The sequence below is a fragment of the Acinetobacter sp. BIGb0196 genome (assembly GCF_011759595.1).
GTDB lineage: Bacteria > Pseudomonadota > Gammaproteobacteria > Pseudomonadales > Moraxellaceae > Acinetobacter > Acinetobacter guillouiae.
Window position 1 is genome coordinate 597,904 of sequence record NZ_JAAOZA010000001.1, and the last position, 18,939, is coordinate 616,842.

Below are 18,939 nucleotides of genomic sequence, written 5' to 3' on the forward strand. Positions count from 1 at the left end.
TTTTCAGGACAATTATAAACAGATGAGATTTAGCTACGTCCTTGCAAGCCACCACTGTGCAGGATCAAAATTTTTGCATTTTCTTCAAAGTAACCTTTTGAAATTAAGTCAAAAATTCCATAAAACATTTTTCCAGTATAAATCTGTTCAAGCGGAATGTGATATTGTTGCTCAAAGTTGTTTATAAAGCTAAGTAATTCAGCAGTGGTTTTGGCATAGCCCCCAAAACAATAATCATCCAGTATTTTCCAATTGCTTTTATGGGTGAGTTGACTGACATCTTGTTGTAAAAAATCACCTTTAAGTGCTGAAAATCCTAAAATTTCCTGCTGTGGTGAACTGGCGTTAATCAGCCCAGTGATTGTGCCACCTGTTCCTACCGCACAGCAAATCACATCATAATGATTTAAATCTTCTGTCGTTAAAATTTCCTGACAACCTTGTATAGCAAGCTCATTGGTTCCACCTTCAGGAATAATATAAGTGTTTGGATAATGTTGTGTTAATTCATCGATCCAGTCATGATTATTTTTTTGTCTATATTTTTCACGTGAAACAAAAACTAGCTGCATGCCCAACTGCTGTGCTGTCGTTAGAGTAGGGTTGAGCGGTTTATGCGCTAACTCCTCGCCCCGAATAATCCCGATGCTTTTAAATCCAAATAACTGTGCTGCATAGGCTGTGGCAGCGATATGATTGGAATACGCACCACCGAAAGTCAGAATGTGTTTTAGGCCAAGCTGACGTGCTTCAATCAAATTATATTTGAGTTTAAAAAATTTATTGCCAGAAATTTGTGGATGGATTAGATCAAGCCGTTTAACTGTAAGTTGAACAGATCCAGCAAAATCTAAACTTTGGTAGGGAATAGTTTGGGCAATACGATCAAACATGCTGATTTTTTAACTGAATGGGGGTATATGAGTAGCTTTGCTTTGAATTAAGCCTGTTCAAGATATTCTAATCAAACCTGTAAAGCAAGACAGGTTTGATTGAGTTTCATGTCTATTATTGGGGATAAATTTCTAGGCTTTAACTCAAGCCTTTTTAACTCAAGCTTTTCACTTAGGCGGATCATTGAGTGTTGGTATCGACAGAAGTCACCACAGACATCCCCGGTCGTAAAAATTCTAAACCTTTTTGATTGGGATCAATAGCAATCCGCACAGAAATACGCTGTACGACCTTGGTAAAATTACCTGTGGTGTTGTCAGGCTTAAGCACACTAAACTCAGCACCTGCAGCAGGTGAAATCTGTTCAATACGGCCAGTAAATTTTTGATGTTTCATAGCATCTACCGTAAATGTTGCTTTTTGCCCGATGTGCATATCAGCAATTTGTGTTTCTTTGAAATTGGCAATCACCCAGGTTTGTTGCGGAATTAGATACATTAACTGGGTACCAGCTGCAACATATTGTCCCACACGAGGAGTAACTTCGCCCAACTGTCCATCCATCGGTGCTGCAATCACGCTGTAGTCTTTTGTCGTTACCGCTTGATCAAATTGTGCCTTGGCATTGGTGACTTGTGCTTTTAAGCCCGATTGAGCCACTTGAGCTGTTTTTAACGCTTCTTGAGCAACCAATACATTGGCTTCCGCTTGTTTGAGTAAGGCTAAATTATTTTTTACATCCGCAGCCGCTTTGTCTTGTTCTGTTTTAGAGGTTGCGCCAGTATTTCCCAATTGTTGATAACGATTGAGTTGTGCTGTTGAAAGTTCATAACTTGCTTTGGCTTGTTCAACTTTGGCTTGTGCAGCCACAATATCTGCTTTGCGTTGTTCAATCGCTTGGGTTTGATTGACTAAAGTGGTATTGGCCTGATCAACACCTGCTTCAGCTTGAGTCACTTTCTGATCATAGGTTGTGGTATCAATATGCATTAACGGCTGCCCCTTTTTGACATGGTCAAAATCAGTCACCAATACATCTTTGACATAACCATTGATTTGAGAAGATAAAACTGTGGTTCTGCCTTTGATATAACTATTGTCGGTGGATTCTATGCTGCTATCAAAAGGGCCAATTTTCCATGCGCGCATAATCACAGCAATCCCCACCAACAAGACCAAGAGCATCAACAGCAATGTTCTTTTTGCAGTTGGGATAAGCTTACTGGATGGTGGTGGCGCTGCTGCTGTTGCAGGTGCTTGTGGTGGTGTAACTGCTGCTTGCTCTGTTGGTTTTTGATCTTGCGACATAAGAATTCTCAAATATTTTTTAATACATAGCGTGACATCATGGATCATCTGATTTCGGAATAGCCTGAGATCTGTCTAACTGCTATTGAGGACCTGTTGCTGTTTTTTGAGTTGATAGCGTGTCCAAGCAATATTAAAACTACTCCAAATCAACAGTAAAATGGCGAAAATTCCATTTAATGCAATCACATCATTATAGGCACGCACTTGCGCTTCTCGTGTCACAATCTGGTTTAAATTGCGATAAGCTTGGTTCTGTTCGAGTGATGCATCTAAAGTATATTTATTGGCTGCTTGCTGATAGGCTGCAAGTCGTTGCACCACCAATGGATCAGTGGGTGACAAGTCACTGACAATTTCAGCCCGATAATTTTGGGTGCGTAATTGTTGATAGGTTGAAAAGAATGAATTTCCAATTAAACCACCAAAGCTTTGTGTTGCAGAGAACAACACCACAAAAGTGACCATGTGTGATGGGCCTTTTTGTAAGGCGTTAATAATCCCTGTCAGCAACAATGGTCCGATAAACATACCACTGGCAAAGCCAACGATAAATTGGCTGCGGTAAAAGTTTTCTGGTCGTACATCACTGGTGAGGTGATAGTCTAAAGCGCAGGCGATAAGAACCAAGACCACAGCACCGACCAAGTGCCATGAGATGCGCTCTCTTTTAAAGGTCATGGCGCTAAAAACAGTGCCGAGCACAATGCCAAGAAAAATCACGCTATACAAGGTAACGAACTGATCAGGTCCCATGCCCATAGTTTTTAAAAAGTTAACAGCCGCGTAACTTTGCTCAGACATGAGCAAGCGAATCGCCAACGCACCAAACACAAATTTAAGTGTGGTGGCTGAACCTAGCCAACGGGTAATGATAAGCGGATTGACACGGTAATGTTCATAAGTCAGTCCGATAATAATAAGACAGAATCCTGCAATTAAGGCATACCCTAACCATTTGACTTCAAACCACCAAAGGATTGGGCCTTGGGTCAGGACGATACATAGCAGGGCAAAGCCAGGTGCGAGTAAGGCAAAAGTAAAGAAATCCTGTTTTTCAAAGACTTCGATTCTTAAGCTACGCGGCAGTTTTAAAGAAACCACCATAGCCAAACAACATATCGCTAAACCCAACTCAAAGGTATAGAGCACAATCCAGTCATTTACATCGACCAGAGATGGGGAAATGATCCATGCCAGTGGAATACCCAATTGTTGAAAGCCCAGCGCGAGATAAATTCCTCGCCCAAAGTTTTCTCGTTTAAAGGCCTGCATGATGTAGTACATGCCTAAAGAACTCAGGGGGGCGGCAACCAAACCGCTGATCACACGGACAAACAATGCCATTTCAAAGGTGTGCACAAAGATATGCAGCACCAACACACAAATAAAAAGCACTAAACCAATTTCAGAAAAAAGCCGTAACCCATATTGTTGCCGAGCTTTAAATAGAATCATGTTGGAACTAATATTTGCCATCACATAAGCTGCGGGAATCCATGCAGCCTCTGAAGGCGTTAGCGAGTATTCACCCTGAATAAGTGGTAAATTTGCGGTAATAAAACCATTACTTAAACTGCCTGAGATCGCAACAAACAGGCCAATAAAAAAATAAATCAGCTTCTTATGTGTTGGATGTGCAATAGCCGCAGGCGAGCCTGGTAATGTTGGACGTTCTTCAGGTGTCCAATCTGGGGCAGGTTCAAGTAAACGTGGCGATTTATCCATAATTGCCTCAATTATGCCTTGATGCCATCAATCAGTAAGTCAACTGCACGAGTGGCCAGTTGAACCTGTTCTTCATCGGTTAGTCCTTGAAAGGAAGCTCTTAGAATACCGGTAATTAGCGCATAATCTTTTGGGGTGAGATCTGGTCGGCAAATATGATGGGCAATGGCTTGATCAATCAGCGGTTGAAGAATTGCGTCACGCCGTTGATAAATATCCACCATACTTGGGTCATTACGATCAATCACACGCCAATATTCCATCAATGCGGTGAGATAAGGCAGATTCTCGACATGATTACGAATTAACCGAATCAAACCGTCAGGATATTCTGAAAAGCTTTTTGCCCGTTCATCTAGACGAGTTAATGCTTGTTCCATCAAGGCGATGACTAACTCACGGCGATCTTGAAAATTACGATAAAAGGTTGCTCGTCCAACGCCAGCTTCATCAATCACGAGCTGTAATGGCGCACGAATCCCTTGTTTACGGAATATTTTCAGTGCAGCATTGAGCAAATCTTCGCGATTTTGTGCCGCTTGTTTTTGACGTATACGCATAGGGAAAATTGCATTAAATTTTACTCTGATATTTAACGGACATTTTTGTCCGTTGTAAATTGCTAACTCTGTGGATTTTTGTAAATAGCAGCTTTAAAGTGAATGAGATTGGTTAGAATGACTTAGGTCAATGATTAATAAATCGTATAAATAGGTTTAGATTTCTAAATATTTACCCTTTAAAATAAAACAATAAGTGTGCTGAAATTGTGAAAATTTTTAAAAATATTGTTATTTCGATCTGCTGCATCAGTGTATTGGTGTTAAATGCCTGTACGCCATCTGAGAAAAAAGCAGATCAGGCCGCATCTTCAAGAAAATCATCAGATCATCAGATTGAACAACAATTCAAGCTTTGGAAGGCGCAACAAGACCCCCAATTATTGGCAGATTATTATCAGTTTATGTCGCAGTATTTAAAACATCCGCCTAGTCTGATGGAGCTGACAACCAGCCGAAACTATATGCCAGAACAGTGTTACTCAAAACGTTTTGCCATTCCACCTAAAGCCTTTTGGAAAAATGTGGTGAGTAGTTTGCAATTGGTGGAAAAGTTAAATCGAAATGAATATTTTAAAACATATACGATTTCAGCAATCTATCGTGCCCCTGAATTAAATAAATGCATAGGTGGGGCGGAAAAAAGTAAGCATTTAAGTAATTATGCCGTTGATTTTCATGTGCTATCACCCAAAGAAACCATTAAAAAAGATCGCGAATTATTGCTTAAAAAAATGTGTCATTTTTGGCAAGTGGAAGGCAAAAGTTATAAAATGGGTTTAGGTGTTTATGGTAATAATCGCTATCATATTGATACCCAAGGATATCGTACTTGGGGTAAGGACTTTAAATCGAAAAGTTCGCCGTGTCTAAAAAGTTAAAATTGTATTTTTGAGCAAGAATTGAACTTGAATCTATATTAAAAAATGTTGAGAGATTGGGAACGTTATGTATGTTGAACATAGGGTCTGCTGACAATTCGTCTATGTTTGCGACTACGTGTGTTTTTTAGACGATACTAGGCGCGAAATAGGAAATTTAGTCATTCTAAATGAGTAGTTTGTAACGACGTAACGTCAAAAACACGCTAGTCCCGAAGGGTTGTGGCTAAAATTATCTCAGCCTACGTTATGAAACTCGAAAATAGTCTCGCTATTCTCTTCGTTTCCTGCCTTGACTGCTCAATTTTAACCTACAACGCAAGCCATTTATGAAATGTCTACAGACCCTAATAAAGGGTTGTTTATTTGCTCTGCCTTTTTTCAGTAGTTATTCTGCTTTTGCGCAAGCTGATGCTGCTGTCGAAGTTGACCCTGAATACGAAGTATTGGGGCGTGCAGGAAAACTGAAAATTCAAAAAGAGTCTTGCACTCAGTATGGTTCTAGTTGTGACTATGTACTCTATGATGCTAAAGGAAAGAAGCAGGTATTAATGGAAAAATGGAGTAAAACCGCAAATGTTTATCAATTTAATCCAAATTTAATGGGTTTTTTGTTGGGGCTAACAGGAAGTGAGTATAATCTCACTGTGATTAACGATAAAAATCAACAAAAAGATTATGGCAGTTTTCTTGCGATGAATGGGCAGCAAAGTTGTTTTGTAACTTTTGAATCGAATTTAAAAAATATGCCAAATTCATTGGTATTTTATAGTATTCCTGATTTTCGGGTACGTTTAGTGCTCAACAACAAAGTGCCACAGTTTAAAAAGCTGAACTATCCTGCAACGGCAAATTTTGAGGATAATGGTGATTTTTCATTTAACTATAATATCAAGATCGGAAACGAGATGGGGGTACAGGATGTTATCATTCAAAACCCTTGTCAGTCTGATTATCGGGTGATCATGAGTTAATATAAATAAAATAAAGTTATTAATTTTATTAAAATTCATCATTTTTATTTTTGAATTGAGTTGTCTATTGTCGTTTTATTCAACAAGAGGACACGACAATGACCACTCAACAGCAAGTTAATCAGGCACAATATCAAAATAAATCAGAAGCATACTTAAATAGCCAAGTACATGCACAAGGCATTGAGTTTGAAAAAATGCAAAATTTAATCCAACAGCATCAATTCAAACGAGTTTTGGATCTAGGCTGCGGTGGTGGGCATGTCACTTATCAGATTGCAGCATTCATTGAGCAAGTAATTGCCTATGATATTACGCCTGAAATGGTCAATCTTGTGACCATGCAATCTCAACAAAAGGGATTCGATCATGTCATAGGGAAGGTTGGTGCAGCAGAGCAATTGGATTTTCCTGTTGAGCATTTTGATTGTGTGATCAGTCGTTATTCTGCGCATCATTGGCAAAGTATCACTCAAGCAATTCATGAAATTTATCGTGTATTACGTGCTGATGGCAAAGTGATCCTGTTTGATATTATTGGCAACTCTAACCCTATTTTAGACACCTTTATTCAGACCATAGAAACCATTCGTGATCCAAGCCATGTTCGAAATTATAGTTTGGCGGAATGGGTACAAATCGTAGAACAAGCAGGCTTTAAGGTAGAAACCATTGAAAAGCAAAGTTTAAAGTTAAATTTTCAAAGTTGGGTGGAGCGTATGCAAACACCAGTAGAGGGCATCAATACCATTCGCTATTTGCAGTCCAAAGCCGCTGATCAAGTACAACAGTATTATCAGATTCAGCAAGATGGCACATTTACCAGTGAAGCTGTATATTTGGTATTGAGTAAAACTTGATTAGAAATCTGATGTCAAAAAAAATAATCAATACAATATTTCCGATATTATTTAGCATGATGGTCTATTCCAGCAGTAGTTATGCTGAGCAGATTCATCGAATAGTGGCCAAGATAGGGCAATTTTCAGTCATTCAGCAAACATGTGATGAAGATGCAAATTATCATTGTGATTTTGTACTCTATGAAGGCGATGACTATAGATTACCTTTGGTCATGGACTGGGAGCGTGGTTTAAATGTTGAAAACCAAACCGAGGATTTCTTGCATTTAAGCTATGGCTATACCTTTAATGTTCATCATAGTCTTTTCATCTCGAAGGCGGGGATCGTTCAGGCTTTAGACAACGTTGTTGCTGTGGATGAAAACACTGAGTGTATCGCCCGATTTGAATTAAAAAATGCGCCTACGATTATTTTCCAAAAAGTATTTACTGCAAAAGTTTTAAATAAAATTCAATTTCAACCAGAGCAATACTCTAAAATTGAGTCTGTAAGCGTAGATGCTTTTCAATATTTTAGTGACATGGAATTTGATGGAAATGGTGGCTTTCACTATCGTTACAAAAATAAAAATGGTGAAGATCAAACTGTTTTAATGATAGATCCTTGTGAGGTATAGCAACTTTCTATAGAGATAGACACCTTTTGAAATAAAAAATAGCTGTATTTTTAATCAGAACTGTTATGCTCGAACTATAAATAAAACAAAAAATGGAGGAGATGCCATGAAAAAGCTATCCATCAGTTTGAGTGTAATACTTGCAGTATTTTTGGTTGGGTGTGAAAAGAAACCACCTACACCAACAAAAACTGAAGTTCGTTCAATCCATATCGCTGGTATGCCTGTGTATGAAAAAGACTATCGTCTCAGTGTTCGTTCAGTGGATTCACAACCCTGATTTTTATTCAAAATATAAAAACGAGTGCATCAAAAGAGGATGCACTCGTTTGGTTTTAATTCAATTTAACTCAGTTGATTTTAAATGAATTAATGAAAAACAGTTTCTAAAGCTTTTAGTCCGACTTTAGGATCAAGTAATCCATTATAGATATCAGGAATTTCACGTTCTACGTCAAAGAACTCATAAATTGCAATCATGGCACCACGAACAGAATATTCAACTGTAAAAACCACATCATCTTCAATTTCAACAAATTGTCCCAAGAATGCGAAGTTTTGTGAGCCTTGTGGAATAACCTGTGGGCGGTCACCAGGCTTACGGCAAGCAAATAAAGCTGATGCATAAGGCATCATGGCTGTTGTTACAATAGTGTTTGCTAGAACATGTTCAAGAATGTCATCAAAGCCGAGTTGTAGAATCAGTTCAGTGAGTATTTCATTGCCTGTTGCTTGTGACATCGGTTTTTTGATGTAGTCACCTGTTTGATCAATTTGGAAACCATAGCCCCAGAGGGTAAAGGTGCCTTCTGGTAAATTTGCAAAATGCGGTTGAGCTGGCACCACAATCGATAAATGCCAACCAGATTCAAACCAAGTCATCAGTGCCCCAGTACCTGGCTGGTTGCCTGTGTAATCAATGATGCGATTTAACAGAACATCGTCTTTCATGGTGAGTGTAAAAGACTCCCATTTATGTTCATCAATGTTGCCATAAAAGGTCATTGGTCGGCCAAAGTCCAGTGCTTTTTTCGCAAGGGTTTCCCATAAGGTCCAACCATGATCAAGTCGATCACGAATAAGCGCTGGAATATCATCATTCCCTGCATAACGAGAATCTGCTGTAATTGAACCTAAAGTAAATATTGCAAGATCATTCTCTTGAAGGTTGATTTGCTCAGTACCTTCAGGAAGGTTGACATACAAGCGTGTTGCACGACGTTCTAGGGTTACATCATCGGTTTGAAAGTCTGCATCTGTCACATAATTACCAAAACGAACATCTACGCCTTGTTCAAGCAACCAACGTTGTAGCGGCAAAATCATGGAATCATATTGGTTGTATTTGGTTCTTTTTACCCCAGCGAGGGTATGAATACGTGGTAACTCTTGGATAAAACGTAAGAAATAGCGACGAAGTTCTGCTGCACTGTGCCATTTTTGGAAGGCAAATGTCGTACGCCACATACGCCAAAAGTTTGTTTCAAAGAAGGTCTCATCAAAAAATTCATCAATACGACGGCTGCCAATTTTTTCTTCTTTCGCTGCCAATAAGCGTAACATTTGCGCGCGATGGCGTGTATTTAAACCCAGTTTAGCGGCATCTGAAATTACATGCTGCGCATTAATTAAACGGGCTTGTGCATGGGTTTTGACTTGCTCATTGAACTCACGACATTCTTCACGAACAGAAATTTCAGGATTTTCTAAGGATGGAATACTCGAAAATAAGTCCCAAAGACATAAATATGTTTCATCTGTCAGCATCCGCCCGCCACGGGTAACCCATGCTTGTGCAGCATGTGGCGTATGGCCGCCATCCATTGAACCACCTGAGACATCTAACTCTTCGAGAATGTGAATATTTTTAGCCGGTACTTTGGCATCACGTATGGCAAATGCGGCAGCTGCCATTCCAGCAATTCCACCGCCAATGATCCACAAATGTGCTTGGCTTGCATCTAAGCGGTTGGTTTTATTGTTGTGCATTTTTTACCCCTGAGTATAAATATTGATTTTGGATAATTTAAAACCATAGTTTTATTATGGTTTTTTATAGCCTATAAATACATGAAAATGGAAGTTAATTTTTGTGATTAATGTTGTCTATTTTATGGCTTTTTAGGATATTTTATATACCTTGATGATTTTATTGATATAATTAAAATATTGAAAAATAAATTTTTTATTGAGTTTTTACTCTAAAAACATTTGTTTACTCTGTTTGTGGTGATAATACACAAGTGTACTTAAATTTATGATTGAAATTTTGATGAATTTGCATTGAATAAAAGTGTAATCGCGAAATAATAAAGATTTTTATATCTTCAAAAATCGGTTGTAGCGTAAAATATCTATTCTTAAAAATAGTCTAGGTCGGGGTGTCTCTTGGAATCATTATTGATTTTAGGTTCAATTGCATTGGCATTAATGCTAGGCGCAATTAGCCCTGGTCCTACATTTGTTTATGTGGCTAAAAATTCAATTGCGATTTCTCGTAAACATGGTCTGTTTACCGCTTTAGGGACAGGCACGGGCGCAGCTTTATTTGGTTTTTTAGCTGTAATGGGATTACAGGCAATCTTATTGGCTGTACCTTCTGCATATTTAGCTTTAAAAATTTGTGGTGGTCTATATTTACTTTGGCTGGCTTATAAAATTATTAAACATGCTAAAGATCCTATGGCGCAGGCATCTGACTCATCCACGGTGATGAGTTATCAACAAGCGTTTCGTTTAGGTTTAATTACCCAGTTAAGTAATCCTAAAATTGCGATTATTTTAGCCAGTATTTTTACTGCGCTTTTACCCAAAGAAATTCCAACATATTTTTATTTTGTTTTGCCTATCTTGTGCTTTTTTATCGATGCAGGCTGGTATTCACTAGTTGCAGTGGCGCTTTCAGCAGAAAAGCCGCGCCGTGTTTATTTAAAGTTTAAAAAAGTCTTCGATCGAGTCGCAGGCGGTGTCATGACATTACTTGGTTTAAAGTTAATTTTTGGTATGAAATGATTGTTTTTACGAGTAAAAATAGTTATACATTTTATCAGTAGATCTCATTTGTTAAAAATTAATTAATAGTGTGTTTAGTTTGTGTTATATATATTCATTATAATGGTTTAGACCTTAGAGATGTAATTTTGAAAAAAATATTATTGATTGCTGCCTTAAATGGCTTGGTACTTACAGCTTGTTCTACCACTGAAAGCTCTAAAACCATCCAAGCACCTCAAGTGGCTGTAGCGACTTCAGCGGTTAAATATTCAGGTGCGAAAACAGCAGTTTCGATTGGTAAGTTTGATAACCGCTCAAGTTATATGCGTGGAATCTTCTCTGATAATGTCGATCGTTTAGGCGGTCAAGCAAAAACGATTTTAGAAACGCACTTGCAACAAACAGGATATTTTTCAGTCTTAAATCGAGACAATTTATCAGAGCTGCAACAAGAGGCTGGTTTTGGTAAAGCATCTCAATCCATTAAGGGTGCACGTTATGTGCTCACTGGGGATGTATCTGAATTTGGACGTAAAGAAGTGGGTGACCATCAATTGTTTGGGCTATTAGGGCGTGGTAAAACTCAAATTGCCTATGCAAAAGTCAATATTAATGTTGTCGATGTAAAAACAGCAGAAGTTGTCCATTCTGTGCAGGGTGCAGGTGAATACGCGCTCAGTGAACGCGAAATTTTAGGTTTTGGTTCTACAGCATCTTATGACTCAACCTTAAATGGTAAGGTTTTAGATCTGGCTGTACGCGAAGCAGTTAATCACCTTGTCACAGATATTCAAACAAACAAGTGGTCCGTACAATAGGTTTGAATAAATGAAACGGGTTTTATTATTCTTAAGTTTTTTTACAACGTTAACTTTGGTTGGGTGTGCATCTGGACCACAGTCTTTATATAGCTGGGGCGGATATCCACAGCAAACCTATTTAATGCTGGCGGTTCCAGAAAAAACTTCGCCTCAGCAACAAATTTTAGCGCTTGAAAAAGATGTTGAGAAAGCAAAAGCAAAAAATGCCGCAGTTCCGCCAGGTTTATATGCGCATTTGGGCTTGTTAAATCTTAATATTCAAAATGGCCCACGTGCAATTGAATATTTTGAGTTAGAGCGCCAAATTTATCCTGAGTCAACCGTATTGATGGATCGTTTATTGAAGAAGATGACCACTCAATCGACTGAGGTAAATCCCAAATGAAAAATATGAAACAATTATTTGTACTTGGTTTACTGATGATGCTTTTCACCGGTTGTGCGGTATCACCTAAACAGAATCGTGATTTAGCAGCATATCGTGAGCATATCCCTAAGTCGATTTTGGTACTTCCTCCAATCAATGAGTCTCCTGATACGCGTGCAACCTATGGATATTGGTCAACAGTAACATTGCCTGTGGCTGAGGCTGGTTATTATGTATTTCCAATTTCTGTTGTTGACACCATGTTTAAAGAGAATGGGGTGACCAATGGATTTGATGCTCAAGCAATTCCACCTCAAAAGTTAAAAGAGATTTTCGGAGCAGACGCCGCGTTATATATTAAAGTTAAAGAGTATGGTTCTAAATATCAGGTGATTCAATCTGTAGCTGCAGTTTCAGTAGAAGCCAAACTTGTAGATTTGCAAACTGGAACATTACTCTGGCAAGGTGAGCAGCGACTTCAGCAAGCCAATGATAATAGCAATGCAGGTTTGATTGGCGCGCTGGTCGGTGCTTTAGTTGATCAAATATCCAATCATTTGTCAGACAAAGCCTATACTTTATCCAGTACTGTAAGCTCGCAATTATATTCACCAAGTCTAAATCAGCAAAAAGGTCTGTTATATGGACCACGATCTCCAAACTTCACCCAAAATGCGGTGAAACCTTAAGCACTGGTACTGTTTGCGAGCATCAAATAAAAACCCCAATTTAAAAATTGGGGTTTTTATGTTTAAAGCATATTGCTGATTAGTGCACCATAGAAATCTTGTCTAAGAAGAATTTGGTTCTTTCATGACGCTCATCCGGCTTATTAAAGAAGTCATCTGTTGCACAGTCTTCTAAAATCTTGCCTTGATCCATGAAAATAACTCGACTTGAGACTTTACGAGCAAAGCCCATCTCATGAGTTACACACATCATGGTCATGCCTTCTTTTGCCAATTGACTCATGACTTCAAGCACTTCACCCACCATTTCAGGGTCTAATGCCGAAGTAGGTTCATCAAATAACATGCACACTGGATCCATACACAGACCACGGGCAATCGCAACACGCTGTTGCTGACCACCAGACAGTTGACCTGGGAACTTATTTTTGTGGGCTGCCAAACCAACGCGATCTAAATATTGCAACGCTTTTTTCTCAGCCTCTGCTTTAGAACGATTTAAAACCTTAAGTTGCCCAATGGTTAAATTATCCAAAACAGTCATATGTGGGAACAATTCAAAGTGTTGGAAGACCATTCCCACACGAGAACGGAATTTTGCCAGATCAGTTTTTGAGTCTTTTAACGCTGTTCCATCAACAACAATATTGCCTTCTTGGAACGGTTCTAATGCATTTACAGTTTTAATCAGTGTAGATTTACCAGAACCTGAAGGTCCACACACCACCACAACTTCACCTTTTTCAATTGAAGTGGTGCAATCTGTAAGAACTTGAAAATCTCCATACCATTTTGAGATATGTTGTATTTCTATCATTGGCATATTGATTCTCCAATTATCGAATTATTGCTATTTTTTGATGTAAACGCTTCACAAGTCGTGAAAGCGCAAAGGAGATACAGAAGTAAACAACTGCTACAATCAGGTAGAAAGTTGCTTTGGTTTCAGCACCGTAGGTATTTGCTAAGGTATTGGCATTGCCCAAGAAGTCTGGCGCACTAATCACGTAAACTAATGATACATCTTGGAAAAGTACGATAGATTGAGTCAAAATGACAGGTAGCATGTTTCTAAAAGCTTGTGGCAACACCACATTGGACATGGTTTGTCCATAGGTGAAACCAAGTGCATAACCTGCATTGACCTGACCTTTGGAAACAGACTGAATCCCTGAACGGACAATTTCTGAAAAGAATGCTGCTTCAAAAATTGCAAAGGTCACCACACTTGAAAACAGTGGGCCATAATAGGTATCTGACTGAAACTCAAAAATCTTTGGCAATAAGAAATAGAAAATGAAGATGACTTGAATCAGTGGTACACCACGGAAGAAATCGACATAAACTTTAGCAAAATTACTGGCGACTTTATTGTTGGATAAACGCATCATGGCCAAAGGTGTGCCAATCAGAATCCCGCCAATAATCGATAAAATCGTCACCGTAACGGTAAATTTAAACCCTGCGATCAGCGTTTGAATAACATCTTGATTTTGTAAAATACTAAAATCCATGACTATTTACCCCCCGAGCCTAGACCAGGAACAGCCATACGTTTTTCAATCCAAGCCATGATCAATTTAATGGTATAGGTAATGACTAAGTAAACTGGTGTCGAAAGAATAAGAATAACAATATCTTGGGATGTTTCTTCACGCATGGTTTTGGTATAAGCAAAGAAGTTCAAAACACTCAGTGCATAAAGCACGGCAGAGTTTTTGAAAATATTCATTGCTTCAGAAGTGAGCGTTGGCCAAACAATACGATAAGCGACAGGGAGAATGACATAGCGATAACTTTGGCTTTGATTTAAACCAATTGCAAAAGCTGCATTTTTTTGTCCATTTGAAACCGTATTAATACCTGAACGTACTTGTTCAGCAATACGTGCTGCAGTATATAGACCGAGTGCGAACACCCCAACCACGGCGGGATTGTCATTGAGAATATTTTGCCACCATCCACCATGAACCATCTCACCACTACCAGTACTTAAGCTGAGTGGCAGTAATTGTGGGAATACAAATGCCCAGAAAAACAGTTGAACGATCAAGGGGATATTTCGGAAAAGTTCGACGTAGCAGGTACCAATAAATGAAAGTGGTTTATTGGGTAACGTACGTAAAATCCCGATGAGAGATCCAAGAAGAAATGCAATGAAAAATGCAGCAATCGCGGTCCAGACCATGGTCCAAACACCTGAGCCTAGAAGTTGTAGCCAGGTTGGTGCATCTGCAACAGGGGAATAACTTTCACCACCAATCGCTTTACAGACAGATTCAGCCCATGCAGCTTTATCAAGACTATATTCATTCGAGGGGAGACAATATGCTGTCCAGTTAAGTGAGCCTACGGACATGTGTGCTCCTTGTATTTTTAATTTTATAAAAATTTATAGACCAGACTTTAAACCGAATCTGATCTATAAACCGTTGTTTTAAACTACGTTATTAGTTAATACCAGCATCCGTAGGATTAGCTTTAAGCTTTAAATATGATGAGCTCATTGGCATATTTAAATTGACATTTTTAGGTGCAATTGGTGATTGGAACCATTTTTTATATAGCGCCGCCATTTGACCATTTTTCCACATTGTTGTTACTGTTTTATCTGCGATTGCTTTATATGCTGCATCGCCTTTCGGTAACATAATGCCATATGGTTCAGAAGAAAGTACTGGACCTACAATTTTAAAGTCTTTTGGATTTGATGATTTTGCAATTAACCCTGCAAGAATATTGTCATCCATCACAAATGCTGCAGCACGGCCAGAAGCGACCATGGCAAATGAGTCTGAGTGGTCTTTACCATAAACGTTGTTTACGTTGACTTTTTCGCCTTTCTCACCCATTTTGATGTATTTGTCAGATGTAGTCCCTTGGGTGGTTACAACTGCTTTACCATTTAAATCTGCAATTGTTTTAATTGGTGCACTGGCTTTAACTGCCATGCGTACTTCTGTTGCATAATAGTTGGTTGAGAAGCTTACCTGTTGTTGGCGTTGAATAGAGTTTGTTGTCGTACCGCACTCCATATCGATATTGCCTGCCAACATTTCTGGAATACGCGTAGAAGAGGTAACTGCTTTATATTCAACTTTAAGATTTGGCATCTTGAGCGTTTTTTTCAGCTCATTGGCAAAGTTATTACAAATATCAACAGCGTATCCCATTGGTTTACCACCAATCACATAAGAAATCGGATCAGATGACTCACGGTAACCAATGATCACTTTCCCTGATTGTTTGATCTTTGCTAATGTATCTGCTGCTTGAACCTGTGAAAAAGCACCGCCAGCCATAAGTATACCAAGCGCTGTGGTTAAAACTTTTTTTGATAGTGTTTTTGTAGATAGTGTCATTTGAGTTCTCCATTACATGATTTTTTTGGCAGTTTAAGCCGCTCGTTTCTAAAATTAAGCAGTTATCGTGCCAAACCTTTTCCTTGAAACTACGATTCATCATATTTCTTTATATCATTATTTTTATACTCACTATTCCAATAAGTAAAGGATAAAAATAATAAATTTCACAAACTAGAAATGTGACTGGTCTCACAAAGTGGAACCTATTTTATTTAAATATTTTGAAATAAATAGCCCTAAAGCCATTTATTTTTGCTTATAGGTTTTAAATCTCTATTTATATAATTGATGACTATTTCAACAGATCTGGATCGAAGGTCTTTTTAAAGAATTGAATAAAAAAACGACATAATTAAAATTTATCTTTAATTGATAAATAACAAACATTTTTATGTAACGTATTCATTTTTTTTACTGGTCCTAATCCCTTTCCTGTGATATAAAAAATCAGTAGGCATGAATTTTGCATTGCTTATTCACATAAGATGAAATGAAATAATACAGTGTGGGAATTATGGGTATGAAGTTATCGGTTGGATTAAAAGTTGCAAATTCGTTGTCGCTTACGCCACAACTGCAACAAGCCATTCGATTACTGCAATTATCGAGTTTGGAGCTTGAGCAAGAAATTCAAATTCAACTTGATAGTAATCCTTTGCTTGAAAAAGTTGAAGAAGAGACACATGAAAGCCCTGAAAATGTAAAACAAGAACAACAAGAATATGAGCTTTCAGATTCTTTAAATGCCAACCACTTACCTGATGAACTGCCTGTAGATACAGATTGGGATGATGTCTATACCCATCAATCAACTGCAATGGAGCGCCCAGAATTTGAAGATCGTGAAGATAATCGTCATTCAGAAGCATCATTAAAAGAACATATGTTGGGGCAAGTCAATTTATTGCATTTTTCTCCAGTGGATAAATTGATTGCGTATTGCATTGTCGATGCTTTGGATGAAAAAGGATTTTTGGCTGCCGATATTGAAGAAATTGTTAGCTCAGTACAGCATCTACTACAACAAATGGATTATGACATTGAAGTTGAAGAGGATGAAGTTCTGGTTGTTTTAAAACATATTCAACGCTTAGAACCGATTGGTATTGGTGCTCGTAGTCTTGCAGAATGTCTTTTTGTGCAAATTGAGGCTTTAGCTACCACCACACTGTTTAGGAAAGAAGCGCTGATGTTGTTGAAACATTATGAGCTTTTGGTCAGTAATGACTTAAATAAACTGATTAAGCAAACGGGTTTAAATGCTGAGTTATTAAAGTCAGCAATTGATTTATTGAAAACCCTTAAACCTTATCCGGGTGCTGAATTTGAGCAAAAAGAATCAGATTATCAAATTCCAGATGTGGTGGTGTCCAAGAAAAATGACCATTGGTATGTTCAACTGAACCCAGATATTTTACCAAAACTTCGAATTAACTCATTTTATTCAGGCATGATTAAACGTGCTGATCAAAGTGATGATAATCAATATTTACGCAATCAAATGCTTGAAGCAAAAAACTTTATTAAAAGTGTCGATGAACGTCACAAAACTTTATTAAAAGTTGCAAGTTGCATTGTGCAACATCAACGTGAGTTTTTAGAAATCGGTGCTGAAGGAATGAAACCTTTGGTTTTGCGAGATGTTGCAGAAGAAGTGGAATTACATGAGTCAACAGTTTCCCGCGTCACCACCAATAAGTTTTTACTGACACCTCGTGGTCTATTTGAGCTGAAATATTTCTTTTCGAGTCACGTTGGAACCACTTCTGGAGGAGAAGCATCGTCGACGGCCATTCGAGCAAAAATCAAAAAGCTTGTTGCAGATGAAAACCCGCGTAAGCCGTTGTCAGACAATACAATTGCCAATTTATTAAAAGAAGAGGGGATTGATGTGGCACGACGGACAGTCGCAAAATATCGTGAATCGTTACATATTCCGTCTTCATCTGACCGAAAAGTGTTGATCTAAATTTTAAAGTGTGGCTATTCTAATTGTTCATTATGACGAAATAATGAATCGCTTTTTGTCTTTTGGAGTAACTTAAATGATTGCATGATATTGAGCACAGTTTCTTCCTTGGTGAATGCTGTCATGAGATCGTTTGGGTTATGACTTTCATATTCCTATATAAGGAGAGGGATAAAGCTATGCAAATTACAATCCGTGGACATCACTTAAGTATTACACCAGCAATAGAAGAAAATATTCGAGATCGATTTACCCAGATGACCAAGCATATTGATCAGGTCAATAGTATGCAGGTCAAGCTGAGTAAAGATCATCAATTGGATAAAAGATCAAAAAAAGGCAGTGCAAATCATATTGCTGAGGCAATTGTTCGTTTGCCGGGTATAGAGCTTTTCGCCCAAGCGAGCGCTGATGATATGTATAATGCGATTACAAAATTGACAGATAAATTAAAAAGGCAATTAGATAAGCATCGGAAAATGCAGTTGGATTATCAACCAATGGAAATTTTAGCGACATAAAATTGATATTTTAAAAGAGGTTGAAAAGACCTCTTTTTTTTATCTATATTTTTTGTACAAGTTAATGAATTATTTCGGTGAGTTATAGTAAAATATCCGGTTTTTACACTGTCAGTCCTATAAGAGGTCGATGCAATGAATAGTGAACAGCTCACTGAAATCTTAAAAGCAGCTTTTCCTGATGCTGAAGTTGCTGTCAGTGGACAAGCAGGTAAATTTGACCTCCGTATTGTCGACAATCAGTTTGAAGGGAAACGTCCTGTTCCTCGTCAACAAGCTGTTTACGCGCCACTTAATTCTTATATTGCCAGTGGTGAGGTACATGCGGTAACTATTCGTGCAATGACTAAAGAAGAATGGCGCAAAGCCAGTATGTTTGGAGCTTAAG

Annotated in this window: 21 protein-coding genes; 12 read left to right on the plus strand and 9 right to left on the minus strand. The window is 38.2% G+C overall.

Going from position 1 to position 18,939, the window contains the following annotated elements:
* Positions 1 to 29: 29 nt before the first annotated feature.
* The 4 genes from FHR28_RS02860 to FHR28_RS02875 all read right to left on the minus strand — a co-directional run bounded on the left by FHR28_RS02860 (position 30) and on the right by FHR28_RS02875 (position 4,490).
* On the minus strand, positions 30 to 893 hold the full coding sequence (locus FHR28_RS02860) for a 1-aminocyclopropane-1-carboxylate deaminase/D-cysteine desulfhydrase (protein WP_166781882.1): 864 nt from the start codon (positions 891 to 893) through the stop codon (positions 30 to 32).
* Between the two features lie 181 nt (positions 894 to 1,074).
* The gene (locus tag FHR28_RS02865) at positions 1,075 to 2,202 is read right to left on the minus strand and encodes an HlyD family secretion protein (RefSeq protein WP_166781883.1); all 1,128 of its coding nucleotides are present in this window, start codon (positions 2,200 to 2,202) and stop codon (positions 1,075 to 1,077) included.
* A gap of 75 nt (positions 2,203 to 2,277) precedes the next feature.
* A complete protein-coding gene (locus tag FHR28_RS02870; protein ID WP_004723756.1) occupies positions 2,278 to 3,930 on the minus strand; it encodes an MFS transporter in 1,653 nt (550 codons plus the stop codon).
* 11 nt (positions 3,931 to 3,941) lie between these two features.
* A complete protein-coding gene (locus FHR28_RS02875; RefSeq protein ID WP_004723754.1) occupies positions 3,942 to 4,490 on the minus strand; it encodes a TetR/AcrR family transcriptional regulator in 549 nt (182 codons plus the stop codon).
* 209 nt (positions 4,491 to 4,699) lie between these two features.
* Between FHR28_RS02875 and FHR28_RS02880 the strand changes: the two genes are divergently transcribed.
* The 5 genes from FHR28_RS02880 (at position 4,700) to FHR28_RS02900 (ending at position 8,105) form a co-directional block, all read left to right on the plus strand.
* Positions 4,700 to 5,371, plus strand: coding sequence for a D-Ala-D-Ala carboxypeptidase family metallohydrolase (locus FHR28_RS02880; protein ID WP_004723753.1), 672 nt, complete (start codon positions 4,700 to 4,702; stop codon positions 5,369 to 5,371).
* 329 nt (positions 5,372 to 5,700) lie between these two features.
* A complete protein-coding gene (locus tag FHR28_RS02885; RefSeq protein WP_004723752.1) occupies positions 5,701 to 6,345 on the plus strand; it encodes a hypothetical protein in 645 nt (214 codons plus the stop codon).
* Between the two features lie 98 nt (positions 6,346 to 6,443).
* Positions 6,444 to 7,205, plus strand: coding sequence for a class I SAM-dependent methyltransferase (locus FHR28_RS02890; protein WP_004723751.1), 762 nt, complete (start codon positions 6,444 to 6,446; stop codon positions 7,203 to 7,205).
* A gap of 56 nt (positions 7,206 to 7,261) precedes the next feature.
* Positions 7,262 to 7,825: a hypothetical protein gene (locus FHR28_RS02895; protein ID WP_004723750.1), complete on the plus strand. Its 564-nt coding sequence runs from the start codon at positions 7,262 to 7,264 to the stop codon at positions 7,823 to 7,825.
* 106 nt (positions 7,826 to 7,931) lie between these two features.
* Positions 7,932 to 8,105 carry an NF038215 family lipoprotein gene (locus tag FHR28_RS02900; RefSeq protein ID WP_004723748.1) on the plus strand — a complete coding sequence of 58 codons (174 nt, stop codon included), beginning with the start codon at positions 7,932 to 7,934 and terminating at the stop codon, positions 8,103 to 8,105.
* A gap of 89 nt (positions 8,106 to 8,194) precedes the next feature.
* Here FHR28_RS02900 and FHR28_RS02905 read toward each other — a convergent pair whose 3' ends face one another.
* Entirely contained in the window at positions 8,195 to 9,814 is a 1,620-nt protein-coding gene (locus tag FHR28_RS02905) for an oleate hydratase (protein ID WP_166781884.1), read from the minus strand.
* A gap of 399 nt (positions 9,815 to 10,213) precedes the next feature.
* Between FHR28_RS02905 and FHR28_RS02910 the strand changes: the two genes are divergently transcribed.
* From FHR28_RS02910 to FHR28_RS02925, 4 genes are all read left to right on the plus strand, one after another.
* Entirely contained in the window at positions 10,214 to 10,837 is a 624-nt protein-coding gene (locus tag FHR28_RS02910) for a LysE family translocator (RefSeq protein WP_016539406.1), read from the plus strand.
* Positions 10,838 to 10,965: 128 nt separating this feature from the next.
* The gene (locus FHR28_RS02915) at positions 10,966 to 11,637 is read left to right on the plus strand and encodes a CsgG/HfaB family protein (RefSeq protein ID WP_151956502.1); all 672 of its coding nucleotides are present in this window, start codon (positions 10,966 to 10,968) and stop codon (positions 11,635 to 11,637) included.
* A gap of 10 nt (positions 11,638 to 11,647) precedes the next feature.
* Entirely contained in the window at positions 11,648 to 12,025 is a 378-nt protein-coding gene (locus FHR28_RS02920) for a DUF4810 domain-containing protein (RefSeq protein ID WP_105714339.1), read from the plus strand.
* On the plus strand, positions 12,022 to 12,696 hold the full coding sequence (locus FHR28_RS02925) for a DUF799 domain-containing protein (protein ID WP_105714338.1): 675 nt from the start codon (positions 12,022 to 12,024) through the stop codon (positions 12,694 to 12,696). The genes FHR28_RS02920 and FHR28_RS02925 overlap by 4 nt, the downstream gene beginning before the upstream one ends.
* A gap of 79 nt (positions 12,697 to 12,775) precedes the next feature.
* Here FHR28_RS02925 and FHR28_RS02930 read toward each other — a convergent pair whose 3' ends face one another.
* From FHR28_RS02930 to FHR28_RS02945, 4 genes are all read right to left on the minus strand, one after another.
* Positions 12,776 to 13,519, minus strand: a complete 744-nt coding sequence (locus tag FHR28_RS02930) for an amino acid ABC transporter ATP-binding protein (protein ID WP_004723740.1) — start codon at positions 13,517 to 13,519, stop codon at positions 12,776 to 12,778.
* A 13-nt stretch (positions 13,520 to 13,532) separates the two neighbouring features.
* Positions 13,533 to 14,210 (minus strand): amino acid ABC transporter permease, encoded by a 678-nt coding sequence (locus FHR28_RS02935; RefSeq protein WP_004723739.1) that lies wholly within the window; start codon positions 14,208 to 14,210, stop codon positions 13,533 to 13,535.
* A 2-nt stretch (positions 14,211 to 14,212) separates the two neighbouring features.
* The gene (locus tag FHR28_RS02940) at positions 14,213 to 15,055 is read right to left on the minus strand and encodes an amino acid ABC transporter permease (protein ID WP_004723738.1); all 843 of its coding nucleotides are present in this window, start codon (positions 15,053 to 15,055) and stop codon (positions 14,213 to 14,215) included.
* 91 nt (positions 15,056 to 15,146) lie between these two features.
* Complete coding sequence (locus FHR28_RS02945) at positions 15,147 to 16,058, minus strand: amino acid ABC transporter substrate-binding protein (RefSeq protein ID WP_105714337.1); 912 nt, start codon at positions 16,056 to 16,058, stop codon at positions 15,147 to 15,149.
* Positions 16,059 to 16,581: 523 nt separating this feature from the next.
* Between FHR28_RS02945 and FHR28_RS02950 the strand changes: the two genes are divergently transcribed.
* From FHR28_RS02950 to ibaG, 3 genes are all read left to right on the plus strand, one after another.
* Positions 16,582 to 18,030 (plus strand): RNA polymerase factor sigma-54, encoded by a 1,449-nt coding sequence (locus tag FHR28_RS02950; RefSeq protein WP_034613871.1) that lies wholly within the window; start codon positions 16,582 to 16,584, stop codon positions 18,028 to 18,030.
* A gap of 179 nt (positions 18,031 to 18,209) precedes the next feature.
* Positions 18,210 to 18,551, plus strand: coding sequence for a ribosome hibernation-promoting factor, HPF/YfiA family (gene hpf / locus FHR28_RS02955; protein WP_004723731.1), 342 nt, complete (start codon positions 18,210 to 18,212; stop codon positions 18,549 to 18,551).
* A gap of 135 nt (positions 18,552 to 18,686) precedes the next feature.
* On the plus strand, positions 18,687 to 18,938 hold the full coding sequence (gene ibaG / locus FHR28_RS02960) for a BolA family iron metabolism protein IbaG (RefSeq protein WP_004723729.1): 252 nt from the start codon (positions 18,687 to 18,689) through the stop codon (positions 18,936 to 18,938).
* Position 18,939 lies beyond the last annotated feature (1 nt).

What these genes read in the sequence shown, in the direction of transcription:
- FHR28_RS02930 (WP_004723740.1), bottom strand. Translation starts at nt 13,519, where the DNA reads ATGCCAATGATAGAAATACAACATATCTCAAAATGGTATGGAGATTTT.
- FHR28_RS02925 (WP_105714338.1), top strand. Translation starts at nt 12,022, where the DNA reads ATGAAAAATATGAAACAATTATTTGTACTTGGTTTACTGATGATGCTT.
- FHR28_RS02865 (WP_166781883.1), bottom strand. Translation starts at nt 2,202, where the DNA reads ATGTCGCAAGATCAAAAACCAACAGAGCAAGCAGCAGTTACACCACCA.
- FHR28_RS02940 (WP_004723738.1), bottom strand. Translation starts at nt 15,055, where the DNA reads ATGTCCGTAGGCTCACTTAACTGGACAGCATATTGTCTCCCCTCGAAT.
- FHR28_RS02935 (WP_004723739.1), bottom strand. Translation starts at nt 14,210, where the DNA reads ATGGATTTTAGTATTTTACAAAATCAAGATGTTATTCAAACGCTGATC.
- FHR28_RS02890 (WP_004723751.1), top strand. Translation starts at nt 6,444, where the DNA reads ATGACCACTCAACAGCAAGTTAATCAGGCACAATATCAAAATAAATCA.
- hpf (WP_004723731.1), top strand. Translation starts at nt 18,210, where the DNA reads ATGCAAATTACAATCCGTGGACATCACTTAAGTATTACACCAGCAATA.
- FHR28_RS02920 (WP_105714339.1), top strand. Translation starts at nt 11,648, where the DNA reads ATGAAACGGGTTTTATTATTCTTAAGTTTTTTTACAACGTTAACTTTG.
- FHR28_RS02945 (WP_105714337.1), bottom strand. Translation starts at nt 16,058, where the DNA reads ATGACACTATCTACAAAAACACTATCAAAAAAAGTTTTAACCACAGCG.
- FHR28_RS02895 (WP_004723750.1), top strand. Translation starts at nt 7,262, where the DNA reads ATGATGGTCTATTCCAGCAGTAGTTATGCTGAGCAGATTCATCGAATA.
- FHR28_RS02905 (WP_166781884.1), bottom strand. Translation starts at nt 9,814, where the DNA reads ATGCACAACAATAAAACCAACCGCTTAGATGCAAGCCAAGCACATTTG.
- FHR28_RS02950 (WP_034613871.1), top strand. Translation starts at nt 16,582, where the DNA reads ATGAAGTTATCGGTTGGATTAAAAGTTGCAAATTCGTTGTCGCTTACG.
- FHR28_RS02875 (WP_004723754.1), bottom strand. Translation starts at nt 4,490, where the DNA reads ATGCGTATACGTCAAAAACAAGCGGCACAAAATCGCGAAGATTTGCTC.
- FHR28_RS02860 (WP_166781882.1), bottom strand. Translation starts at nt 893, where the DNA reads ATGTTTGATCGTATTGCCCAAACTATTCCCTACCAAAGTTTAGATTTT.
- ibaG (WP_004723729.1), top strand. Translation starts at nt 18,687, where the DNA reads ATGAATAGTGAACAGCTCACTGAAATCTTAAAAGCAGCTTTTCCTGAT.
- FHR28_RS02870 (WP_004723756.1), bottom strand. Translation starts at nt 3,930, where the DNA reads ATGGATAAATCGCCACGTTTACTTGAACCTGCCCCAGATTGGACACCT.
- FHR28_RS02900 (WP_004723748.1), top strand. Translation starts at nt 7,932, where the DNA reads ATGAAAAAGCTATCCATCAGTTTGAGTGTAATACTTGCAGTATTTTTG.
- FHR28_RS02885 (WP_004723752.1), top strand. Translation starts at nt 5,701, where the DNA reads ATGAAATGTCTACAGACCCTAATAAAGGGTTGTTTATTTGCTCTGCCT.